At 72.4% G+C, this 20638-nt stretch carries 16 protein-coding genes; 6 read left to right on the forward strand and 10 right to left on the reverse strand.

Annotated features, from left to right (window positions below; translation table 11 throughout):
• Nucleotides 1–31 precede the first annotated feature (31 nt).
• A complete protein-coding gene (locus WME89_RS29775) occupies nt 32–1315 on the reverse strand; it encodes an MmcQ/YjbR family DNA-binding protein (RefSeq protein WP_438003081.1) in 1284 nt (427 codons plus the stop codon).
• Between the two features lie 309 nt (nt 1316–1624).
• Here WME89_RS29775 and WME89_RS29780 point away from each other — a divergent pair, with 309 nt between their 5' ends.
• On the forward strand, nt 1625–2293 hold the full coding sequence (locus WME89_RS29780) for a PAS domain-containing protein (protein WP_438003082.1): 669 nt from the start codon (nt 1625–1627) through the stop codon (nt 2291–2293).
• A 45-nt stretch (nt 2294–2338) separates the two neighbouring features.
• Complete coding sequence (gene manA / locus WME89_RS29785) at nt 2339–3538, forward strand: mannose-6-phosphate isomerase, class I (protein WP_438003083.1); 1200 nt, start codon at nt 2339–2341, stop codon at nt 3536–3538.
• Between the two features lie 84 nt (nt 3539–3622).
• Here the strand turns inward: manA and WME89_RS29790 are convergent, their stop codons facing one another.
• The 7 genes from WME89_RS29790 to WME89_RS29820 all read right to left on the reverse strand — a co-directional run bounded on the left by WME89_RS29790 (nt 3623) and on the right by WME89_RS29820 (nt 11126).
• On the reverse strand, nt 3623–4900 hold the full coding sequence (locus WME89_RS29790; protein ID WP_438003084.1) for a GNAT family N-acetyltransferase: 1278 nt from the start codon (nt 4898–4900) through the stop codon (nt 3623–3625).
• Between the two features lie 84 nt (nt 4901–4984).
• Nucleotides 4985–5764, reverse strand: coding sequence for a metallophosphoesterase family protein (locus tag WME89_RS29795; RefSeq protein ID WP_438003085.1), 780 nt, complete (start codon nt 5762–5764; stop codon nt 4985–4987).
• Nucleotides 5730–6965 (reverse strand): carboxylate--amine ligase, encoded by a 1236-nt coding sequence (locus WME89_RS29800; RefSeq protein ID WP_438003086.1) that lies wholly within the window; start codon nt 6963–6965, stop codon nt 5730–5732. Before WME89_RS29800 ends, WME89_RS29795 begins: the two co-directional genes overlap by 35 nt.
• Before the next feature lie 2 nt (nt 6966–6967).
• A complete protein-coding gene (locus WME89_RS29805) occupies nt 6968–8014 on the reverse strand; it encodes a polysaccharide deacetylase family protein (RefSeq protein ID WP_438003087.1) in 1047 nt (348 codons plus the stop codon).
• 150 nt (nt 8015–8164) lie between these two features.
• Nucleotides 8165–9445, reverse strand: coding sequence for a glycosyltransferase (locus tag WME89_RS29810; protein WP_438003088.1), 1281 nt, complete (start codon nt 9443–9445; stop codon nt 8165–8167).
• 1042 nt (nt 9446–10487) lie between these two features.
• The gene (locus tag WME89_RS29815; RefSeq protein ID WP_438003089.1) at nt 10488–10640 is read right to left on the reverse strand and encodes a hypothetical protein; all 153 of its coding nucleotides are present in this window, start codon (nt 10638–10640) and stop codon (nt 10488–10490) included.
• A 78-nt stretch (nt 10641–10718) separates the two neighbouring features.
• Nucleotides 10719–11126: a hypothetical protein gene (locus WME89_RS29820; RefSeq protein WP_438003090.1), complete on the reverse strand. Its 408-nt coding sequence runs from the start codon at nt 11124–11126 to the stop codon at nt 10719–10721.
• A 340-nt stretch (nt 11127–11466) separates the two neighbouring features.
• Between WME89_RS29820 and WME89_RS29825 the strand changes: the two genes are divergently transcribed.
• Both WME89_RS29825 and WME89_RS29830 read left to right on the forward strand, forming a co-directional pair.
• Nucleotides 11467–11694, forward strand: coding sequence for a hypothetical protein (locus WME89_RS29825; RefSeq protein ID WP_438003091.1), 228 nt, complete (start codon nt 11467–11469; stop codon nt 11692–11694).
• Nucleotides 11691–14735: a GAF domain-containing protein gene (locus tag WME89_RS29830; protein ID WP_438003092.1), complete on the forward strand. Its 3045-nt coding sequence runs from the start codon at nt 11691–11693 to the stop codon at nt 14733–14735. Before WME89_RS29825 ends, WME89_RS29830 begins: the two co-directional genes overlap by 4 nt.
• A gap of 77 nt (nt 14736–14812) precedes the next feature.
• Here the strand turns inward: WME89_RS29830 and WME89_RS29835 are convergent, their stop codons facing one another.
• The gene (locus WME89_RS29835; protein ID WP_438003093.1) at nt 14813–16783 is read right to left on the reverse strand and encodes a hypothetical protein; all 1971 of its coding nucleotides are present in this window, start codon (nt 16781–16783) and stop codon (nt 14813–14815) included.
• A 295-nt stretch (nt 16784–17078) separates the two neighbouring features.
• On the opposite strand from WME89_RS29835, the gene WME89_RS29840 reads away from it, so the two are divergent.
• Both WME89_RS29840 and WME89_RS29845 read left to right on the forward strand, forming a co-directional pair.
• Nucleotides 17079–18758, forward strand: a complete 1680-nt coding sequence (locus WME89_RS29840) for a carboxylesterase/lipase family protein (RefSeq protein ID WP_438003094.1) — start codon at nt 17079–17081, stop codon at nt 18756–18758.
• Between the two features lie 84 nt (nt 18759–18842).
• Nucleotides 18843–19475, forward strand: a complete 633-nt coding sequence (locus WME89_RS29845) for an NUDIX hydrolase (RefSeq protein WP_438003095.1) — start codon at nt 18843–18845, stop codon at nt 19473–19475.
• A 6-nt stretch (nt 19476–19481) separates the two neighbouring features.
• Here the strand turns inward: WME89_RS29845 and WME89_RS29850 are convergent, their stop codons facing one another.
• Nucleotides 19482–20498: an aldo/keto reductase gene (locus tag WME89_RS29850; RefSeq protein WP_438003096.1), complete on the reverse strand. Its 1017-nt coding sequence runs from the start codon at nt 20496–20498 to the stop codon at nt 19482–19484.
• Nucleotides 20499–20638: the final 140 nt, after the last annotated feature.

Here is a 20638-nt window from a genome sequence, read left to right on the forward strand (position 1 = left end):
TGTGCAGGCGTGAGCGGTCGAGAGCACGCCGCTAGCCGCGTTTCCGGGAGGTCTGCGCTCGCGGCGCCGGAGCCGCCTTCCTCGCCGGCGCCGCCTTCTCGGGCGCAGCCTTCTTCGCCGGCGCCGCCTTCTGGGGCGCAGCCTTCTTCGCCGGCGCCGCCTTCTCGGGCACAGACTTCTTCGCCGGCGCCGCCTTCTCGGGCGCAGCCTTCTTCGCCGGCGCCGCCTTCTCGGGCACAGCCTTCTTCGCCGGCGCCGCCTTCTCGGGCGCAGCCTTCTTCGCCGGCGCCGCCTTCTCGGGCACAGCCTTCTTCGCCGGCGCCGCCTTCTCGGGCGCAGCCTTCTTCGCCGGCGCCGCCTTCTGGGGCGCAGCCTTCTTCGCCGGCGCCGCCTTCTGGGGCGCAGCCTTCTTCGCCGGCGCCGCCTTCTGGGGCGCAGCCTTCTTCGCCGGCGCCGCCTTCTGGGGCGCAGACTTCTTCGCCGGCACCGCCTTCTCGGGCACAGACTTCTTCGCCGGCACCGCCTTCTCGGGCACAGACTTCTTCGCCGGCGCCGCCTTCTTCTCGGGCACAGCCTTCTTCGCCGGCGCCGCCTTCTCGGGCACGGCCTTCTTCACCGGCGCCGCCTTCTTCTCGGGCGCAGCCTTCTTCACCGGCGCCGCCTTCTTCTCGGGCGCAGCCTTCTTCGCCGGCGCCCCCTTCTCGGGCGCAGCCTTCTTCGCCAGCGCCGCCTTCTCGGGCGCAGCCTTCTTCGCCGGCGCCGCCTTCTCGGGCACAGCCTTCTTCACCGGCGCCGCCTTCCTGGTTGGTGCCCCGTTCTTCCCCGGCGCCGCCCTCCTGGCCGGAGCCACCTTCTCCCCCGGCGCTGCCTTCGTTGCCGGCGCCGCCCTCTTCCCCGACGCCGCCTTCGCCGCAGCGCCCTTCTTCCCCGGCGCCGCAGCCGCGCCGTCCAGCGCCTGCAAAGCCCGCTTCGGCGCCACCGCGCGGTAGCTCTCCTCGATCCACTCCAGCAGCATCGCCTCGGGCACCCTGTCCTTCGGCCCGAAGCGCGCCGTCACCCACCCGCTCTTGCCCAGGTTGTACCCGGTCGGCTCCGCGAACGGCAGCATGAGCGCAGCCTCGCCCGACTGCGGGAGCTTCGCGGTCACGACGAGCTTCCCCTCGTGCATGTTGAGGAACACGAAGATCTTCCCGCTCACCTTGGCGACCCGGTCGCCCCAGGGGAACTCCTCTACCGCCTCGGGGTAGGCCAGCACGGCGTCGCGCAGCCTCGCCAGGATGGGCGTGAACCTCGAGTCGTTCTTGGTCGTTGTCATTCGGCGAGCCTAGGTCGCTCGCCGGACCACGTAAAGCCGGAGCCGCGCGCAGCGTCAGCCACCGACGCCGACGACGCCGACGACGCCACCCACGCCAACGACGACCAAGCGATGCCGGCCGCGCAAACGCGCTCACCCGCCGCGGGGAACGGCCTTGACAGTGTCATCGCGACGCGCTTACGTGCGAATTTATGCGTCCGCCCGTTCCGGAAGGGGCCGAAGCGGCCAGCGGAGCAAACGACGCGAGGCCCGCGGAGAATGGCTGAGGACAGCACACCCCGAGACGTTCTGCAGCGCGTGAACGAGACCTTGCGATCACAGCACGAGCAGCTCCGCGCCGAGCTCGCCGAGCTGCGGCATGCGCTCGCCCCGCGTGCGCCTCGAACCAGCCCGCTGGCCGGAGCACTGCAACATGCCTCGGGCCTCGACGCCGACGAGGGCGGGGGCCGCGAGCACGCCATGCGCGAGGTCGTCGACCTGCTCCGCACGCTCGTCGAGGCCGCGCCCATGCTGCTCTTCGTCAAGGACGCCGAGGGCCGCTACATGCTCGCGAACGGCTACTTCCTGCGCTGGGTTGGCCTCACGTGGGACGAGGTGGCCGGCAAGACCGATCATGAGCTGTTCCCGAAGGAGAGGGCGGACGCGTTTCGCGCCTCCGATATCGAGGCCATGACGACGGGCCGGCCCCTGGCGTGGGAGGACAGCGACACGGGGGCCGACGGGCAGCTCCGCCACTTCGCCGTGACCAAGTTCCCGCTCAGGGACCCGGCGGGGGCGCTCCGCGGCGTCTGCGGCATCTCGACGGACATCAGCAGCTACAAGCGAGCGGAGGAGGAGAATCGGCAGCTCCAGGCCGTCATCCTGACAGGCATCCAGCCGAAGATCGCCCAGACCCTGGTCGAGCTCGGCGTCGACCTCAGCAGCCTTGTCACGCGGGGGACGCTGGAGAGCGGCATCGCCCACGTGCTCGATCGCTGACTTCGCCAGGGCCATCAGGTAGGGTGCACCGCACAGGAGCCGTCCATGTTTTCGCTCGAGAACCGTGTTCAGGAGTACGCCTGGGGCTCACGAGACGCCATCGCGGCGCTGCTCGGACAGGGGCCTTCCGACAAGCCGCAGGCCGAGCTCTGGATGGGAGCCCACCCGGCGGCCTCCTCGTGCATCGAGCTCGACGGCGGCCGAGAGCGCCTCATCGACGCGATCGCCAGCCGCGCGGAAGCCTTCCTGGGCGGGCCGACGGTCGATCGCTTCGGCGCGCGGCTCCCCTTCCTGCTCAAGGTGCTCGCGGCCGATCAGCCCCTGTCGCTGCAGGCCCACCCGGACGAGGCGCAGGCACGGCGCGGGTTCGACGCGGAGAACGCGGCCGGCATCCCGGTAGACGCCCCCGAGCGCACCTACCGCGACCCGCACCACAAGCCCGAGCTCATCTGCGCGCTCACCCCCTTCGACGCGCTCTGCGGCTTCCGGCCGGCCGCGGCCCTGCCGGAGGTCTTCGAGCTCCTCGCCGGAGGCCCGGGGGACGCGCTCGTCCCGCGCGGCGCCGCGCCGGTCGACGCGGCCGCCGTCTCGCGGCTCGTCCAGGCCCTCCTCGGGCTCGATCCGGCGGCGCGGCGGGAGCTCGTCGCCTCGGTGGTCGAAGCGTGCCGGGCGCGCGCGCAGGCCGGCGGATGGCTCGCGAGGGCCTGCGGCTGGGCGCTCCGCCTGCACGAGCTCTACCCGGGCGACGTCGGCGTCGCGATCGCGCTCCTGCTCAACGACGTGCACCTCGAGCCCGGCGAGGCGCTGTACCTACCGCCGCGCCGGCTGCACGCCTACGTGCAGGGGGTCGGGATCGAGATCATGGCGAGCTCCGACAACGTGCTCCGCGGCGGGCTCACACCGAAGCGCGTCAACGTCGACGAGCTCGTGCGCGTCCTCGACTTCTCCCCGTGGCGCGTCGAGCCCGTCGCGCCGCGCCAGGCCGGCGCGGAGTCCTTCTATGACACCCCCGCGCCGGAGTTCCGGCTCTCCCGGCTCGATCTCGACACCGCGTCTGCCTGGAGGACGGACGAGCGGCGCGGCCCGGAGATCGTGCTGTGCACCCGCGGAAAGGCCTCGCTCCTCGACGCGCGCGGCGCGACCCGCGACCTCCGCCAGGGCGGCTCGATCTTCGTCCCGTTCGATTCAGGGAGCTACGCCATCGAGGGAAGTGGCCAGTTCTTCCGCGCCACCGTCGGCTGCTGAGATCGAGCCCAGGTCGAGCCGCGCGGGCGAGCAGACAGAGCAGAGACGGTCGAGAAAGCAGGGGAGCCCGCCGCAGCGGAAGGCTCATGACGCGGCGGCACGCCCCCGCGCCGCCCCCGGGGGGCTGGGACCGTCCCCCGGGCCGCCTGCGAGCTCGCGGCGCGAGGGCGCCTGCCCGCCCGCCGGATCGCGCGCCAGCGACCGCGCGGCGGCGCGCCACGTCGCGAGGACGCGCCGCTTCAGCACGCGGAGCTCGTGCGCGGCGAGCTCCGCGGCGCGGCGGGCGCTGTCGTTGACCGAGGGCCGCGCGGCCCGGAGCTCGATGAGCGGCCGCGCCGACAGCGAGAGGGCCAGCTTGTACTGGCAAGGGCTGTCCAGAAAATCGTACTCGCGCCGCCCCTCCGCGATCGCGGCGCGGATGGCGTGGGCGTGAATCACGGTCCCGGGCCGGAGCCCCTTTGGCAGGTCGACCCTGCGCCCGCACTGGTAGAAATAGAGCTTGTTGTTCCACACGAGGTTGTAGAGCGCCGCGACGGGCTCGCCGCGCGCCGAGAGCCACGCGAGGTCGAGGGCGCCGCGCTCGAACATCGCGGGCATCACCTCGTCGTGGAACTCGCGAAAGCGCCGCGAGGCGAAGACGCCCGCGCGCCCCTCGGCCGACCAGCGCTCGGCGTGCAGGCGGACCAGGATCTCCCGCGCGTGCGCGAGCTCCGCCCGCGTCCTCGCCCGCTCGAACGTCAGCGTGCCGCCAGCCCACGCCTCGAGGTCGCGCATCGAGCGGCGCACGAGGTAGCGGCGCGACGCGGGGAGCGCGCTCAGGTACTCCTCCCAGCTGGACGGCAGCGGGATGTAAGGCGATGCGTCCGTGACCTCGATCCGCGCGTCGATGCCACACTGCCGGAGCTCGCGCGAGAGGATCACGGCGAGCGCGCCGTCGGTGCGCATGGCCGGCATGACGAGCTCGTCCCAGGCGCCGAGCGCTGCGCCCGCGAGCGCGCCGGCGAGCGCGCGCGCCACGTCGGCCTCGGCGCCCCGCTCTGCGATCACACCGAGGTTGCAGGAGCAGATCTCGTCGGCCTGGTCCTCCCCGGAGGCGAGGAGCTCCAGCCGGCGGAACGGGATACCGCTGCGGTGCCGACAGCGGCGCTCGAGCAGCGGCGCGAGGCCGACCAGGCGGGGCCCATCGAAGAAGAGCGCGGCGCGCAGCGAGCGGCCCTGCGCCCCGAACACGCGCCACCAGGCGAGCGTCCAGTCCGGCGTGAGCATCGGCTCGTTCATGCCGCTCCGCCCCATCAGATCTTCCCACGCCCCGCGCATCGCGCCGAGCTCGACGACATCGGTCACCAGGTGAAAGCGCAACATGTCCCCTCCCCTTCGAACAAGCCCCGCTGTCCGCAGGGCCGCCCGGGCCTGCTCGCAGCGGCGCGGCGGCGGCGTCGCTCCCCGTCAGCGCCATCGCGGCCGCAGGCGGTCGAGCGCCCCCCGCGCCGCGCCGAGGCGCGTGTCCAGCCACGTCATTCGATATCCCCCCTCGCAGGCGCGCCGCTCGGCGCGCTCGTGATCATAAGGGACCCGGTAAAACGAGATCTCCTGTCGCCACGAGTCGAAGACGGCGAGGTCCGCGAGCTTCTCGCTCCGCCGGGCCGCGTCGACGGAGCCGGGGTTGATGAAGAAGCACCGGCGCCCGCGGCCCAGCGGGACGCGCTCGCCTGTCGGCCGCGCCGTCGCGACCCCCGCCTCGACCTCGTAGAGCGCCTGGACGTGCGTGTGCCCGAAGAAGCAGACACGCCCGGTCGGCTCGCGCTCGCCGAGGAGCAGCGCGTTCTCCTCGATGTGCACGGGGCTCACCATGTACTGGCAGGGATCGACGACGCCGCCGTGGACGAGGACGATGTCGCCCTCGATGACGCGCCGCTTCGGCAGCATGGCGAGCGCCCGCTTGCTCTCTGCAGAGAGCGCGTCGCGCGTGTGCCGGAGCGCGAAGGCCGCCTTGGCGCCGCAGCGCTCGGCGCCAAGGCGCCCGATCGCGATGAGGTCGTGGTTGCCCGCGACCGCGAGGACCGGCGGCCGCGCGAGCAGGCGCACGCACGCGTCCGAGTCGGCGTTGTACCCCACGATATCGCCGAGGCAGAGCAGGCGCTCCACCCCCCGCGCCGCGAGGAACGCCTGCACGGCCGAGAGGGCCTCGAGGTTACCGTGAACGTCCGCGATGATCCCGTAGAGCATGGCGCGCCACCTTTCGTTTGAGGAATGTGCTGGCCCACCGCGCAAAGGGCCTCGGGTCGTCCCAGGCAAAGGCGTCGTAGACCGTGCGCGCCCCCGCGACCGAGCCGAGCCACGCCGCGAGGGAGGCGCCGCCGCGCTGCTCCCGGAACGCGCGGTAGACGCGGTAGACGTCGAGCCAGCGGTAGCCCGGGGCGGCGCGCGGCGGCGCGGCCGGGCGGCGGCCCTCGACCAGGTAGTCGTACGCGACGCGCGGCAGGTTGACGCCCGCCGCGGCGCCCACGTGGTTCCAGAGGGTGTACCGCGCGTTGACCTCGAGGGTGTAGAGCGCGCCGCTCCTCGCGTCGCGCGCGAGGTCGATCTTGAAGGGCCCCGTCAGCCCGAGCTTCCCGGCCACCTCGCGCCCGGCCGCGGCGACGTCCTCATCGCCGGTGACCTCGACGACCGCGCTCTCGCCAGCGAAGGCCGGGTAGGTGCGGAGCTTGCGCCCGCAGAACCACGCGAGCAGCTCCCGCCGCTCGTCCGCGAACCCGTGGAACGACACGAGATCGACGACGTCGCCCGGGATGTGCTCCTGGACGATCAGATCCTGCCTGAGGCGCTCGAACTGCGGGTGCCCGAGGAGCTCGGCGCGCGTGCTGAAGAGGCGCGCCTTGCCCGCGCCGCCGAGGAGCTCGCGCTGGATCTCGGCCCAGGCGGACTTGCGGCGCGGCTTCACGAGGAGCGGCTCGCAGAGGTCCGCGAGATCGCCGCCGGGCCGCAGCGTGCGCGGCGCGAGGACGCCTCTCGCCTCGCAGAGGCCATAAAACCCCTCCTTGTCGAGCAGAGACCAGCACACGTCTTCCTCGTTGAGGAGGAAGAGGAAGTGCTGCGCCAGCGCTCTCCGGTGCCGGTAGACGAGCTCGAGCTGCGGGTCGGTGCCGTAGAACAGCGGGATCCTGCGTCCGAGGGCCGTGTGGAGGCGCTCCCCGTGGCGCAGCAGGATCGCCGCGGACGCGTCCCGGTTCGCCTCGTCGAAGCCGGGGACGAGGCAGGCGGCGCCCACGTGACGCGAGCACAGGACCGCATCGGACGGGTCCTTCGCCGCCACGATGACCGGGATCCCGGCCATCCCGTGAGGCCGGACCAGGGTGATATCTCCGAGCACGAGCGCCGGGGGGCGCTCGGGGGAGAAGCGGGCAACGTCGATGTCCCGGCGGTCCATGATCACTCGAACAGCGAGGCGCTGGGGTCGACGGGTTCTTCCTGAGCTCCATCGAGCGCCGGGCCCAGATGGCGCGGCGCCGCCGGGACTCGCTGGGCGACGCGCCGCTGGATCGCCTGCTTCGTCCGCAGGACGCCGGACACGGAGCGGATGAAGGTCCGATGGTCCGCGCCGAAGTCGACCCGGGGCACCGAGAACGGCGCATCCGGGGAGCTCTGGAACCCCTCGACGGTCGCGTAGTCGCAAGGCGCGTTCGTCACGGCGCCCAGGAAGCCGAGGCGGCGCAGCGTGGCGCACTCGCGAGGACCGAAGTCGCTCCCCACGTGCCCGTTGGGGTAACAGAAGATGGGGACCGGGCGCCTCGCCTCGGCGCACAGGCGCGCCCAGGACACGACGATCTCGCGCTCCGACTGCGCGTCGCTGGTCCTGGCGAGCACCGGATGGCTGACCGTGTGAGGACCGAACGTGATGCCGCGCGCCTCGCACGCGCGGACGTCATCCCACGACATGGGCGCATAGCGCGCGGGCGGGCGCGCCGGCAGCTCGACCTCGGCGGCGGCGGCGAGCCGCTCGATCGCGCCGAGCTTCTCGGCGTCGGGGACGCGCTTGCACCGCTCCATGAAGCTCCTCGCGAGCTGCGCCCGCTCGGCGCCGCCGTCAAGGCGGATGACGTGGCGGAGGCCGGCCACCATCACGCTGAGCTCGCGACGCCGCGTCGTCTCGAACACGTACTCCACGCGGTGCCACCAGCACCACAGCGCGCCGTCCAGATAGCCGGTCACGACGAAGATGGTGGCCGGGCAATCGAACTCCGCGAAGATCGGCGCGGCGACGGTCGCCTGGTCGATCGTGCCGTCGTCCAGGGTGAAGGCGACGGCCCGGTCGATGGGCGGGGCCTCGCCCGCGAGGCTCCGGAAGACCCGCTCGAGCGACACGATCGGATACCGCTCGCTCCTCAGGAACTGCAGCGCGCGCCGGAGGTCGCGCGGATCGACGCCCGCGATGCCGCGGCCTGGGTCCGCGAGCCGATGCATCACGATGATGGTCACGTGGCCGCGCATCATCCGCGTGAATGGACGAGTCGCCCACGGCACGGCCAGGAGATCTGAGAGCCATTTCACCACGTTCGACATGAGTCCCCCCCTTCGAGAGCCTTTGACAGCAGCAAAGATCGGCGACGGCAGCGCTCGCGCGTCCGCTCAGCTCGCGAGCGCCGCCGGCGAGCGCGGCGACGGGTGATCGCCGCGAGGTCCGCCGTCGCCGCGGTCCGGAGCGGCGCTGACCTCGGGCAGCCTGGGGCTCGCTCGCCATATCCAGGCGAGCAGCGCGCTCGGGCGGACGGCGACGCGCGCCGGCTGCCGCGTGAGCAGCAGCGCGTACAGGTCCATGTAGCGCTCGGCCATCCGGGCGGCGGAGTAGCGCTGGAGCGCGATCATCCGACCGCGCCGGCCCATCTGCGCGGCGCGCCCGGGATCGGCGTGGAGCTCCGAGAGCCTCGCGGCGAGCGGCGCTACCTCGCCGGAGGGCACCAGGAAGCCCGTCTCGCCGTCGACGAGGGCGGTGGCCACGCCGCCCACGTCGGTCGCGACGGCCGGGAGGCCCGCGGCCATCGCCTCGAGGAGCGCGAGCGGCAGCCCCTCGGACAGGGAGGGCAGCGCGAACACGTCGAGCGCGGCGAGGAGCGCCGGGACGTCGTGGCGCTCGCCGGCGAACACGACGCGCTCGAACACGCCGAGCTCGCGCGCGAGCGCGACGAGCCGCCCGCGCTCGGGGCCGTCGCCGACGAGCAGGAGCCGCCCGCTCCGGGGCAGCGACCTCGCGGCGGCGCGCACGAGCAGCGCGTGGTTCTTCACGGGAGAGAGGCGCCCCACGCTCCCCACCACCCAGGCGTCCTGCGGGATCGCGAGCTCGGCCCTCACCCGGGCCCGCGCCGCCGGATCCGGCGCGAACCGCGATAGATCGATGCCGTTCGCCACGACATGCAGCTTCGGCGGCTCGACCTCGCGCCGGCCGAGGACGACCGCGGCGGTCGGCTGCGACACCGCGACATGGGCATCGACGAAAGCGGACGCGGCGCTGCGCAGCCATCGCCGGCCCTGCATGTCCTGGGAGACCCCGTGTTTCGTGTGGATGACAGGGACCCGGTGCAGCCAGCCGGCGGGCGCGGCGTAGATGAGCGACAGGTGGTTGTGCGAGTGGACGAGCCCGACGCCCCTCGTCGCGAACAGCGCGGCGAGGCGGGCGGTGAGGGTCCTGTCGAACCCGGGGCATTTCGGCACGAGGTGCACCTCGACCCCGCGCCTCCGGAGCTGCTCCGCGCGCGGGCCGTCCGGATCCTCGGCGATCGCGACCGCCAGCACGTGATGACCCGCGGCCCGCTGGGACGCCGCCAGGTCGACGACCACCTGCTCGGCGCCGCCGGTCTGGAAGCTGCTCAACACGTGCACGATGGCGAGCCGTCGAGGAGCCCGCGAGTCCATGCGACCACGATCCTCGACACCGCAAACAGCCTGTGTGTCCATACCCATCTCCCCCGATCAAGCGGACTGCCCCCCATTCGACTCGCCTGCTCGCCCGGCGCCGCCCATGCCTGGCCCTCCTCCCGTCGCGCCGGTCTCCCGGCACGGCAAGTGCTGTCCGGGGCACCACCGGAGCGGACCCGGAGGGGTCGGAGCCTCGATCCGGCGGATCGGCACGAGCGCTGCAACACGCCGCATGACTACATGGCGGACGGCAGGGGCTCGACTCGAGCTCACTATACGTTGGATTTGCGAGCTGACAAGCGAATCACGCAAACAAATGGAAAATCGAAGTCAGAGGCTATACAACCTGGATAAGGACATGGGCCACGGCTCCGAGCCCAGGTGTTCTGCACCAGCCTGCGAGTGGTCGAGCGCGTCGCGGGCGGCGCTCACCGGGCGAAGATATGGGCGAGGGCGCGCGTGGGCCGGCCTGGTCATTCGTCCGCGACGTGAGCCGTCGTCGGCCAGTCATGAGAGTACGAAAGGTGAGCCGTCGGCAGATCGCGCGAGCACTGTAGAGGGCACGCTGTCGCCCGGGTGATGCGCTGGTCTGCAAGCAAGCGCGGGTGGCCGCCGTGAGGCCTTACAAAGGAGAGTCGTATGCGCGCTGTCTCGCCGCACTTGGTCCTCTTCATGACGCTTCGCCTTCGCCATCGCGGGACAAGGCGGCAACGGCACGATGGAGGGGCTCGATATCGCGACAGAAGGCGCGGTGGACGTGAGCCCCGGCGCCGCGGTGCACCACGCGCTCGATCCCGATCACGCCGGCTCGTTGACCCGGGACGAGAGCGGCTATCCAACGGGCTCTGCGGCATCGCCGGAGGCGGCGAGTACGCCCCGGAAGCCCCCTTGTACGCCGGCGGGCTCACGCGCGCTGCGCTGGTCGCGGGCGGCCATGCCTGCTGCCCGCCCGTGCTGTCGACGGGGAGCGTCTTCGACCCGGAGACCACCTCGGCCCGGTGGGGAGACGGCTTCAGCGAGGAGGCATTCTCCCGGGTGATCAGCGCGGATCGAGCGCCTCGCAGACAGGGGGGCTCCCCGGCGATAGCCAGCCGAGCCCGCTCCTCACGGGGAGGTCCCTGCCGCCGAGCCGCAGCTCCAGGTCCTCGTCGGTCGTCGTCGCGGGGACGCCGGCGGGGAGGAGCCCCCACACGCCGAGCCAGTCGCCCCGGTAGAGGGCGCCCTGGACGAAGCCTCGCCGCGGCGCGGCGTCGAGGGCTCCGCGCCTCCCTCAGCGGCCGCGGCGCGGCGCGCCGGAGAGGTACTCGAGCAGCTGGGCCTCGTCGCTGCCGATCATCCGCTCGACGCCGTCCTCCCGGAGGTGTCGATGGATCTGCAGCGCTCCCACGGTCGTCCGCACGAGGATGGCGACGCGCCGGAAGCCTCGCATCACTATCGGCTTCAATCGCTGCATTGCTACCTCGAACGCCGGATCATTCCGCCCCACCGCGGCGCGCAGATCCACGAGCAGGGACAGCCCGGTGCGGCCGGTAAGGTCGAGCGCGCGGCTCACCTCCATCCATCTCTCCTCGAACTGCGCAGGAGACTCGGACGGCAGCGCGCTCCGCGTGACCCGCGCGAGCTGCGCCACCGGGTCGACGGTGACGACGTAGTGAGCATTGCGCAGGAGCTCGGGCATGACTCGCGAATATTCTACCCAGAACAGCCGCTCGACTCGAGCGGCTCCCGCCCGGAGCTTTTGAATCCGCGGCCCGCCGGCCGGCTGCCGCAAAGGCGCCCTTCAAGGCACCAGCGTCGCTCAACGGCGCTCCCCCGCCCGTCGAGAGCGAGCACAGCGGTTGGGCCATCGAACGCCTGTCGAAGGCCTGGAAGAACCCCTCTCCTCGGCGATCGCACGTTCCTCCACCGAAGTGTATTTTTATATACGCTTACCTGCGCAGATAGCCAGCCACGATTTGCTTTGCGCCACCGGTCCGGTACCCTGGGCCCCCTTCCGCTCATCAAGGCTCCCACGAGGTATGCAAGCGCAGCCGGCCCCTCCCGACCTCCGGGATCATCTGCCCGCCGGGGAGGTGGACGAGCACCTCGGCCACTCCGCCTGGCCTCTCCACCAGGGATCGCCGGAGCGCAGCCGGCTGCCCGCCCTGCCCCCACGCCACCGGCACCTGCTCTCCCTGGTGCCGGGACGGCCCGGAGCGCTCCAGTCGCGCCGCGCGGGCCCGCGGGCGGAGCTCGATCGCCCATGAGCCTCCGGTCCCACGGCAGCGCGGCCCCGCTCCCGCCGACGACGGTCCGCCTCGAGGACGTGCTGGTGACCGAGAAGCTGGCTCGCCGCCCGTCGCGGCTGCCGGATCACGCGGCCGAGAACCGGGCCCTGCTCGCCCTCGCCACGGCGATGGCCGGGCCCCTGGAGGACGTCCTCCCGCGCCTCGTGTCGCTGCTCCTCGAGCTCTGCCGGGCCGAATCGGCGGGCGTCAGCGTCCTCGAGGGGGAGGACGGCCGGCAGGTGTTCCGGTGGCGGGCCATCGCCGGGGCTTTCGCGCCCAACCTCGGCGGCACGATGCCCCGGAACCCGAGCCTGTGCGGCACCGTCCTCGACCGCGACGAGGCGCTCCTCTTCTCGCATCCCGCCCGCTATTTCACGGCGGATGCCATGAACGACCCGCCGGTCGTCGAGGCGCTGACCGTCCCTTTCCACGACGGCGACACGCCGATCGGCACGGTCTGGGTCATCGCCCACACCGAGGAGCGGAAGTTCGACGCCGAGGACGCGCGGCTCCTCTCCAGCGTGTCACGGTTCGCCGCCACCGCCGTCCGCGCCGTCGCCCGGGCGCAGGACGCCTGGCGGGCAGCCGAGGCGCTCCGCGTGAGCGAGGGCCGGCACCGGTTCCTGGCCGACCTCGCCGCCGCCACCCAGCCGCTCGTCGACCCCGACGAGGTCATGGCCGTGAGCGCCCGTATGCTCGCCGAGCACCTCGGGGCGGACCGGTGCGCCTACGCCGAGGTCGAGGACGAGCGCGTCTTCGTCATCACGGGCGACTACACGCGCGACGTCCCGAGCATCGTCGGCCGGTGGCCGGTCGCTGATTTCGGGGCCGAGTGCGTGCGGCTGATGCTCGAGAACGAGCCCTACGTGATGACGGACGTCGACGTCGACCCGCGCGCCGGGCAGGACCTCGCGGCGTACCGGGCGACGACGATCCAGGCGGTGATCTGCGTCCCGCTGCACAAGTCCGGCAGGTTCACCGCCGCGATGGCGGTCCACCAGAAGACCCCGCGGCCCTGGACGCCCGACGAGGTGGGGCTCGTCCAGCTCGTCGTGGGCCGGTGCTGGGAGGCCATCGAGCGGGCCCGGGCGGCCCGTGGCGTGCGGGAGCGGGACGAGCGGCTCGGTTACGCGGTCCGGCTGTCCGGGATCGGGTTCTGGTACTGCGATCTGCCGTTCGACGAGCTGATCTGGGACGAGCGGGTGAAGGATCACTTCTGGTTCCCGAAGGACGCCCGCATCACCATCGGCGCCTTCTACGACCGCCTGCACCCCGACGACCGGCAGCTGACCCGGCGGGCGATCGAGGCGTCCATCCGCGAGCGGATCCCGTACGACATCGACTACCGCACGGTCGACCCGGCCACGGGGGCGATCAAGTGGGTCCGGGCGCTGGGCGGGACGGCCTACGCGCCGGACGGCACCCCCCGGCGGTTCGACGGGGTGACGGTCGACATCACCGACCGCAAGCGCGACGAGGAGCGGCTCGCGCGGCTCCTCGACGGGGAGCGGGAGCAGGGCCGGCTCCTCCGGCAGGTGGCCGATGCCGCGCTCACCGTCCACGCGTCCGGGTCCCTCGACGGCGTGCTCCAGGGGATCACCGAGCAGGCCCGGCGCATCATCGGGGCCCACCAGGCGATCGCCAGCCTCGCCGCCGGGGGCGGCGGCCGCGACGAGGACGCGCGCCCGCCGGTGTGGGGCCAGCTGGTCGCCCCGTTCATCGGCCGCAGCGGCGAGAGCCTCGGCTCCATCCAGCTCTCCGACAAGCACGAGGGGGCGTTCACCGAGAGCGACGAGGCGATCCTCGTCCAGCTCGCCCACATCGCGTCCGTCGCGATCGAGAACGCGCGGCTGTACGACCAGCTCCGCGACCAGGACCGGCGCAAGGACGAGTTCCTGGCCACCCTCGCGCACGAGCTCCGCAATCCGCTCGCCCCGATCCGGACGGGCCTCGAGGTCCTCCAGGTCTCCGGGAGCGCGGAGCAGGACCGGAAGATCCTGGCGATGATCGAGCGGCAGGTCGGGCACATGGTCCGGATGGTGGACGACCTGCTCGACGTGTCCCGGATCACGCGCGGCAAGGTGGAGCTGCGGCGGGAGCGGGTCGACCTGCGAGCGGTCCTGAACAGCGCGCTGGAGACGAGCCGGCCGCTGATCGAGGCGGCCGAGCACGAGCTCGCGGTGCGGCTCCCGGCGGAGCCCCTCCTGCTCGACGCGGATCCGACGCGGCTCGCCCAGGTGTTCGCGAACCTGCTCAACAACGCGGCCAAGTACACGCCCGGGGGCGGCGTCATCCGGCTCGCCGCCCAGCGGGACGGGGCCGCGGTGGTCGTCCGGGTGATGGACAACGGCGTCGGCATCCCGGCCGACATGCTGCCGAAGGTGTTCGACATGTTCACCCAGGTCGTCCGCTCCATCGACCGGGCTCAGGGCGGGCTCGGGATCGGGCTGACCCTGGTCCGGCGGCTCGTCGAGCTGCACGGCGGGACGATCCACGCCGAGAGCGAGGGCCCTGGCCGGGGGTCGGCGTTCACCGTCCGGCTCCCGCTCGCCGCGTTGGCGCTCGCCGCGGCCGAGGGTCCAGCGTCGCGCCCTCGGTCGTCGGGGCCGGCGACGCTCGACGTCACGGCGGCGCTCCGCGTCCTCGTCGTGGACGACAACGTCGACGGGGCGGAGAGCCTGGCGCTGCTCCTCCGGATATCGGGGCACCGCACCCGGGCGGTCCACACCGGCCCCGAGGCGCTCACCGCGGCCCGGGAGCTCGGCGCGGACATCGTGTTCCTGGACATCGGCCTGCCGGGCATGGACGGCTACGAGGTGGCCCGGCGGCTCCGGGCCGATCCGGGCTTCGCCGGGCTCGTCCTCGTGGCGCTCACCGGCTGGGGAACGGAGGACGACCGGCGGCGGGCCCGGGAGGCGGGGTTCGACCACCACCTGACCAAGCCGGTGGACGCGGCCGAGGTGCGGCGCCTCGTCGCGCGCGTCGCGCAGGGCGCCGCGACCGGCCGGCAGGGCGGCTGACCGCGGCGCTCGGGCGGCGTCGACGCAGCGCCGACGTGGCGCCGGCGGCGGCGCTCACCCGGCGCCGACCGCCTCGCTCACTCGACGATGATCGCGACGGAGGCCGGGAGCGCGCTCACCTCGATCGTCACGATGCCTTCCTCGTACGAGAAGGGCGCCTCGTGGTCTTGCTCGAAGTCCAGCGAGGCGACCGTGACCTTGGCGGGCGCCCTGTCCACCGGGAAGCTCACCGTCACCCCGGGCTGCTCCACCACCGCGGTGGTGTACTCGTGGTTGATGACGTGGAGCACCGTGCGGCCGTCCGGGAGCCGCGCGAGGTTGTGGCTCATCTTCTTCGCCTCCGCGCAGGCGTCAGGATCCTCGGCGGACGCGCACCCCTCGAACGAGAAGCGCACAGGGTCCGTCAGGTCGGCCGCGCCGTGGTACAGGTCCGCGTGGGACCTGTAGAAGTCGCGGAAGCGCGCGAAGAAGTCCATCATCTCGAGCGCTGTCGCCGTGTTCTCGTCCGTTGTCGTGTGCAGCGGCAGGGCGAAGTACAGGCCGTTCGCGTAGACCTCCGCGGCGAAGATACGGAAGTAGTCCTTCCGCTCCTCCAGCGAGAGACCGTAGTAGCGATTCATCATGTCGGTGGGCCAGTCCAGGAACAGCATCAGCGGGACTTCCTTGCCGCCGACGAGCTCTTGAATCCGCTTCGAGCGCGCCTTGAGCCCTCGCAGCGCCGCCTGGAACGACGCGGCGCCGTCCAGGTGTCCATCGACGATCGGCACCCAGTCCATCCCCCGCGGGCCGTCGCCGTCGATGTTCCAGTCGTAGAGGCCCACGCTCTGGAAATCGACGAACGGGACGACGCCGTTCGACGAGATGAAGATCTCGCGGCCGTGCTGCTCGCGCGCGTAGCGGCGCAGCTCGAGCACGACCTCCTGCCAGTAGACGAGCGTCGGGTAGATCTCGACGAAGGTCCCCACCTGCGGATCCGGGCGGTTGCCGATCGTCCAGCCCCACTCCTCGAGGAGCAGCTTGTTCCCGCTCTCGAAGGGGTTCTCCGTGGCGGCCATGCGCGCCAGATACCCGCGGAAATCGAAGCCCCTGCCGGCGGTCTCCGGCGCCCCCGAGCAATCGAGGCCGTCCTCCGGGATGATGCCGAAGCCCTGCTGCCAGCCGTCCGACCGGGCGCCGTGCTTTCGACAGAGGTAGTTCCCGAAGTCCGCGACGTGATGGTCGTCGAACCCCTCGTTGCCGTCGTACTGCGCGCCCCCGTAGCCTCCGTTGATCTCGTCGAAGGTGAGCCCGTCCACGCCGAGATCGATCTGGAGCTTGCCTATCTCGATCAGGCGCGCGCGGTAGCTCGGTGACGCCATGCTCGCGCGGTGGGCGCCCTCCACGATCTGGTCATGGGCGACGAGCTCGCCGGCGGCGTTCCGCGTCGTCTGGTCCAGGAACTGCTCCTCGCTCTCGACCTCGTCCGCGAAGACGACGGACGCGGTGCTGCCCGCGACGAAGCGGACGCCCCGCTCGCGGCAGCTCGCCGGGTAATCCGCGTCGTAATCGTCGGTCGCGAGCCCGGTGTCGCGCCAGCGCTGCCACGCCCTCGGCACCATGTCCGGCGCGAGCTCGATCACCTGCGGATCCGACTGGTGCACCTCGACCTGGCTGAAAGCGAACACCGTCAGCTCGGAAGTATCCAGGGAGCCGAACGCCTCGGGATGGATCTCCGGCATGACCGGCGCGACGTCGCCTCCGCCGCCGCCCGCGCCCCCTGCGCCGGTGGTCGCGGTGGCCCCGCCCGCGCCTCCCTCGCCTCCCTCGCCCCCTGCGCCCCCCGCGCTCGCGCTGGACGCGGCCATGCCGCCCGTTCCACCCCCCGCGCCGCCCGGGTCCGGGTCCGAGCCGCAGGCGGCCCCGGCCAGAGCGCCGGCGACCACGGCGCACGGCAGCAGCCGGGGCCAGCCGAGCCTCGCGGCGAGGGCGGCGCGGCGCCGCGGCCTGCTGGCCAGCGCCTCCCGATGCCCGGCGCCGCCCGCAATCCCGCCTTCGCGAAGAGCTTTCATGCGCACAGGAGACGTGACCGCCATTCACCCTGTCAAGTCCGCCCCGTCCCGCCGCGGCGTTCGCGGCGCGCCTGCGGCCGGTGACGACGCGGGAGGCTGCGGGCGCGCGGCGGCCGGGTCGCGGCGCGCGCCATGGCCCAGGCCGGCGGGCGGCCGCGCTGGCCTGGATCCGCCGGCGCCGCGCGCGGGCAGGAGACGGCGCCGCCGCGATGTGGAAGGAGAAGTAGACTGCCCCGGCGAGCCTCGCGGAATATCCGCAGCCCCGCGCCCGCGACGCCCTCTTCAGGAGACGATCATGCCTATCCGACCTTCATTGTCGTACACTATTCTTCTTGGCCTGCTCGCCGCGGCCTGCAGCTCGAGTGAGTCCGCTTCGACGGGCCCGGGCGGCGGCGGCGGCGCTGGTGACGGGGGCGCCGGCGGCACCGGCGGCGCCGGCGGGAGCGCCGAGGCGGCGGCTCCCCTGCGCATCGACACCGACAAGGGTCCTGTGGAGGGCGAGGTCGTCGGCTCGACGCGCGCCTTCCTGGGCATCCCCTACGCCGCGCCGCCCACCGGAGCGCTGCGGTGGAAGCCGCCCGCGCCCCACGAGCCGTGGACGGAGGCGCTGAAGGCGGTCGAGGTGGGCCCCGCGTGCGCGCAGCTGCGCGTGCTCATGCCGGGCTTCGAGCCGAGCTCGAGCGAGGATTGCCTCACGGTGAACGTCTGGGCCCCCGAGCGCCCGGCGTCCCAGTCCCTGCCCGTCCTCGTGTGGATACACGGCGGCTCCTTCACGCTCGGGAGCGGCGGAGAGGCCGATTACGACGGGCAGGTCCTCTCCGAGACGGCGGGCGCGGTGGTGGTCACCGTCAATTACCGGCTCGGCCCGCTCGGGTACCTCGCCCTCCCGGAGCTCAAATCGGAGGATCCCGATCACCCCTCGACGGGCGGATATGGCATCGAGGACCAGCGCGCCGCGCTCGAGTGGGTCAAGGCCAACATCGGCGCGTTCGGCGGCGATCCGGGCAACGTCACCCTGTTCGGCGAGTCCGCCGGCGGCATCAGCGTCTGCATGCACATGGTGTCACCGCCGAGCAAGGGCCTGTTCCAGCGCGCGATCATCGAGAGCGGGCCGTGCGACACGGCCCTCGACGAGGCGACCGCCACCGCGCAGGGCGAGGCGTTCGTCGAGGCGCTCGGCTGCGGCGACGCGCCCTCCGTGCTCGAGTGCCTCCGAGGCAAGTCGGCCGAGGAGGTCATCACCGCGCTGCCGCCGAGCGGCGACATGCTCTTTGGCGGCACGCAATGGTACCCTGTCATCGACGGCTGGAACCTCCCCGACACGCCGGGCAAGCTCCTCGAGGAGGGCAGCTTCGAGAAGGTGCCGACGATCCTCGGCAGCAACGACGATGAGGCGACTCTGTTCTTCGCGCTCGCGGGCGGCTCACCCTCGATCGCCGACGACGCGGAGCTCGAGGCGTTCGCCGAGCAGCTCGCCCCCGGCCACGGCGAGGAGGTGGTGGCGAGCTACCCGAGCGCGACCCACGGGTCGGCGCAGGCAGCGGCGTTCGCGGCCGTGGGCGACGCGCTGTTCGTGTGCCCGGCGCGCCGGGCGGCGCGCGCGATCGCGAAGGCCGGCGTGGCGACGTACCTCTACCATTTCACCTACGCGCCGGAGGGCTCGCTGCTCGGCGATCTCGGGTCGTTCCATTCGGCCGAGATCAGGTACGTGTTCGGCAACCCGAGCCTGCTCTTGCCGCAGCCGCTGACCCAGAGCGAGCTGGAGCTATCGCGGGTGATCTCGGGGTACTGGTCGCGCCACGCGCAGAACGGAGACCCGAACGGCGGAGACGCCATGGAGTGGCCGAGGTACGACGCGGATACGGACGAGAACATCGTCCTCGATCTGACCATCTCCCAGCAGGCCGGGCTGAGGAAGGAGGTCTGCGACATGTGGGACAGCTTCCTCGCCACGGAGCAGCGCGAGGCGGAGTAGCGCGAGGCGGAGCACCGCGAGCGCCCGGCCCCCCTGCCGAGCTCGATCCGTAAGTACCGGTAGGTACTATGCTATCCTCGCGCCGTGCTCCCCTCCTACGACCTTGCCGCCATCGTGGCCCGCCTCGGCGGGCGCGAGGCGGCGCTCGACGCGATGACGCAGGAGCGCCAGGCCGCGGTCGCCGCGATCCTCCGGGCGCCGGCGGGGCCTCCGGGAACGGCGCCAGGGCCCGCCGGCGGCCAGGACCCTGGTGAGGCCGAGCTCCTCCTGATCCGCCGGGCCGAGCACCCGCGCGACCCGTGGTCGGGGCACATGGCGCTCCCGGGCGGGCGGCGCGACGCGGCGGACGCGAGCCTGCTCGAGACGGCGATCCGCGAGACGCGCGAGGAGGTCGGGATCGACCTCGCGGCGCACGGCACCCTGCTCGCGCGCCTGCCCGACCTGCCCGCGGTCGTGCGCGGGCGGCGCGTCGGGATGATCATCACCCCGTTCGTCTTCGCGCTGCGCTCCACGCCGGAGCTCACCCTGAACGACGAGGTGGCCGAGGCGCTCTGGACGCCGCTCGGGCCGCTGGCGCGCGGGGAGTGCGCGTCGACTTACGCGTACACGCACGAGGGGAACGTCGTCCACCTGCCCTGCCTGCTCGTGGACGAGCGGGTCGTCTGGGGGCTGACCTACCGCATGCTGGAGCAGCTCTTCGAGGTGCTCCACGGGTGAGCCCGGCTACCAGCGGAGCTCGTGAGGACCGAAGGACGCCTGATAGAACGGGACCACCACGTCGCCCGGCGGGCTGATGGCGTCGATCCGCGCGAGGTCCTCGGGCCCGAGCTTCAGCTCGAGCGAGCCGAGGTTGTCCTCGAGCTGCTCGAGCGTGCGCGGCCCGATGATCGGGCTCGTGATCCCCGGTTGCTGCGCGGTCCACGCGAGCGCGAGCTGGCTGATGGTGAAGCCCCTCTCGGTCGCGAGCTTCCGGAGCGCCTCGACCACATCGAACGCGCGCTGGCTGCCGAGCAGCGCCGGCGCGCGCATGTGGGTGCCGTCGGCGAAGCGGCCCTCGGGCTGCTTGCCGTCGCGCTGGTACTTGCCCGCGAGGAAGCCGCCCGCGAGCGGGCTCCAGGGCAGGACGCCGAAGCCGTAGCTGCGGCAGGCCGGGATGAGCTCGCGCTCGATGCGCCGATCGAGCAGGTTGTACGGCGGCTGCTCGGTGACGAAGCGATTGAGCCCGTACTCCTTGGCCACCCAGAGCGACTCGACGACCTGCCAGGCGGCGAACGTGCTCGAGCCGATGTAGCGGACCTTGCCGCTCCGGACGAGATCGTCGAGCGCGCGCAGCGTCTCGTCGATCGGACACTCGGGCTGCGGCCGGTGGATCTGATAAAGGTCGATCCAGTCGGTCTTCAGGCGCCGCAAGGAGGCCTCGCACTGCTCGATGATCTGCCGGCGGCTGTTGCCCGCCCGGTTCGGATCGAGCCCGTCTCCCTTGTGCATGTTGCCGTGCACCTTGGTCGCCAGCACGATGTGGTGGCGGTGCCCGTTCCGGCGCAGGGCGTCGCCGACGATCTCCTCGCTGCGCCCGTCGTTGTAGACATTGGCGGTGTCGAGCAGGTTGACACCGACGCCGATGGCGCGGTCGATGATCGCGTACGAGTCCTCCACGCTCGTGCGACCGCCGAACATCATGCAGCCGAGCGTGAGTGGACTGACGTGGATACCGGTCCTTCCGAGCAGGCGATACTGCATATCTCTCCTGGATGCGGGGTGAGGTGAGCCGCCCGGCACAGCAACTTGCGTACCGGATCCTCCCCCGGCCGCTTCGCGCGGCTCCGCTGCTGATGCTTCAGCAGCGCGCGCGCAGCGTTGTTGCCCAGGCAGCAGCCGGA

The sequence above is a fragment of the Sorangium sp. So ce321 genome, from assembly GCF_051530195.1.
In the GTDB taxonomy this organism is placed as follows: Bacteria; Myxococcota_A; Polyangia; order Polyangiales; family Polyangiaceae; genus Sorangium.

Excerpts from the sequence above, each read along its gene's own strand:
- WME89_RS29775 (WP_438003081.1), bottom strand. The coding sequence starts at position 1,315 with ATGACAACGACCAAGAACGACTCGAGGTTCACGCCCATCCTGGCGAGG.
- manA (WP_438003083.1), top strand. The coding sequence starts at position 2,339 with ATGTTTTCGCTCGAGAACCGTGTTCAGGAGTACGCCTGGGGCTCACGA.
- WME89_RS29790 (WP_438003084.1), bottom strand. The coding sequence starts at position 4,900 with ATGTTGCGCTTTCACCTGGTGACCGATGTCGTCGAGCTCGGCGCGATG.
- WME89_RS29795 (WP_438003085.1), bottom strand. The coding sequence starts at position 5,764 with ATGCTCTACGGGATCATCGCGGACGTTCACGGTAACCTCGAGGCCCTC.
- WME89_RS29800 (WP_438003086.1), bottom strand. The coding sequence starts at position 6,965 with ATGGACCGCCGGGACATCGACGTTGCCCGCTTCTCCCCCGAGCGCCCC.
- WME89_RS29810 (WP_438003088.1), bottom strand. The coding sequence starts at position 9,445 with ATGGACTCGCGGGCTCCTCGACGGCTCGCCATCGTGCACGTGTTGAGC.
- WME89_RS29820 (WP_438003090.1), bottom strand. The coding sequence starts at position 11,126 with ATGCCCGAGCTCCTGCGCAATGCTCACTACGTCGTCACCGTCGACCCG.
- WME89_RS29825 (WP_438003091.1), top strand. The coding sequence starts at position 11,467 with ATGCAAGCGCAGCCGGCCCCTCCCGACCTCCGGGATCATCTGCCCGCC.
- WME89_RS29830 (WP_438003092.1), top strand. The coding sequence starts at position 11,691 with ATGAGCCTCCGGTCCCACGGCAGCGCGGCCCCGCTCCCGCCGACGACG.
- WME89_RS29835 (WP_438003093.1), bottom strand. The coding sequence starts at position 16,783 with ATGAAAGCTCTTCGCGAAGGCGGGATTGCGGGCGGCGCCGGGCATCGG.
- WME89_RS29840 (WP_438003094.1), top strand. The coding sequence starts at position 17,079 with ATGCCTATCCGACCTTCATTGTCGTACACTATTCTTCTTGGCCTGCTC.
- WME89_RS29850 (WP_438003096.1), bottom strand. The coding sequence starts at position 20,498 with ATGCAGTATCGCCTGCTCGGAAGGACCGGTATCCACGTCAGTCCACTC.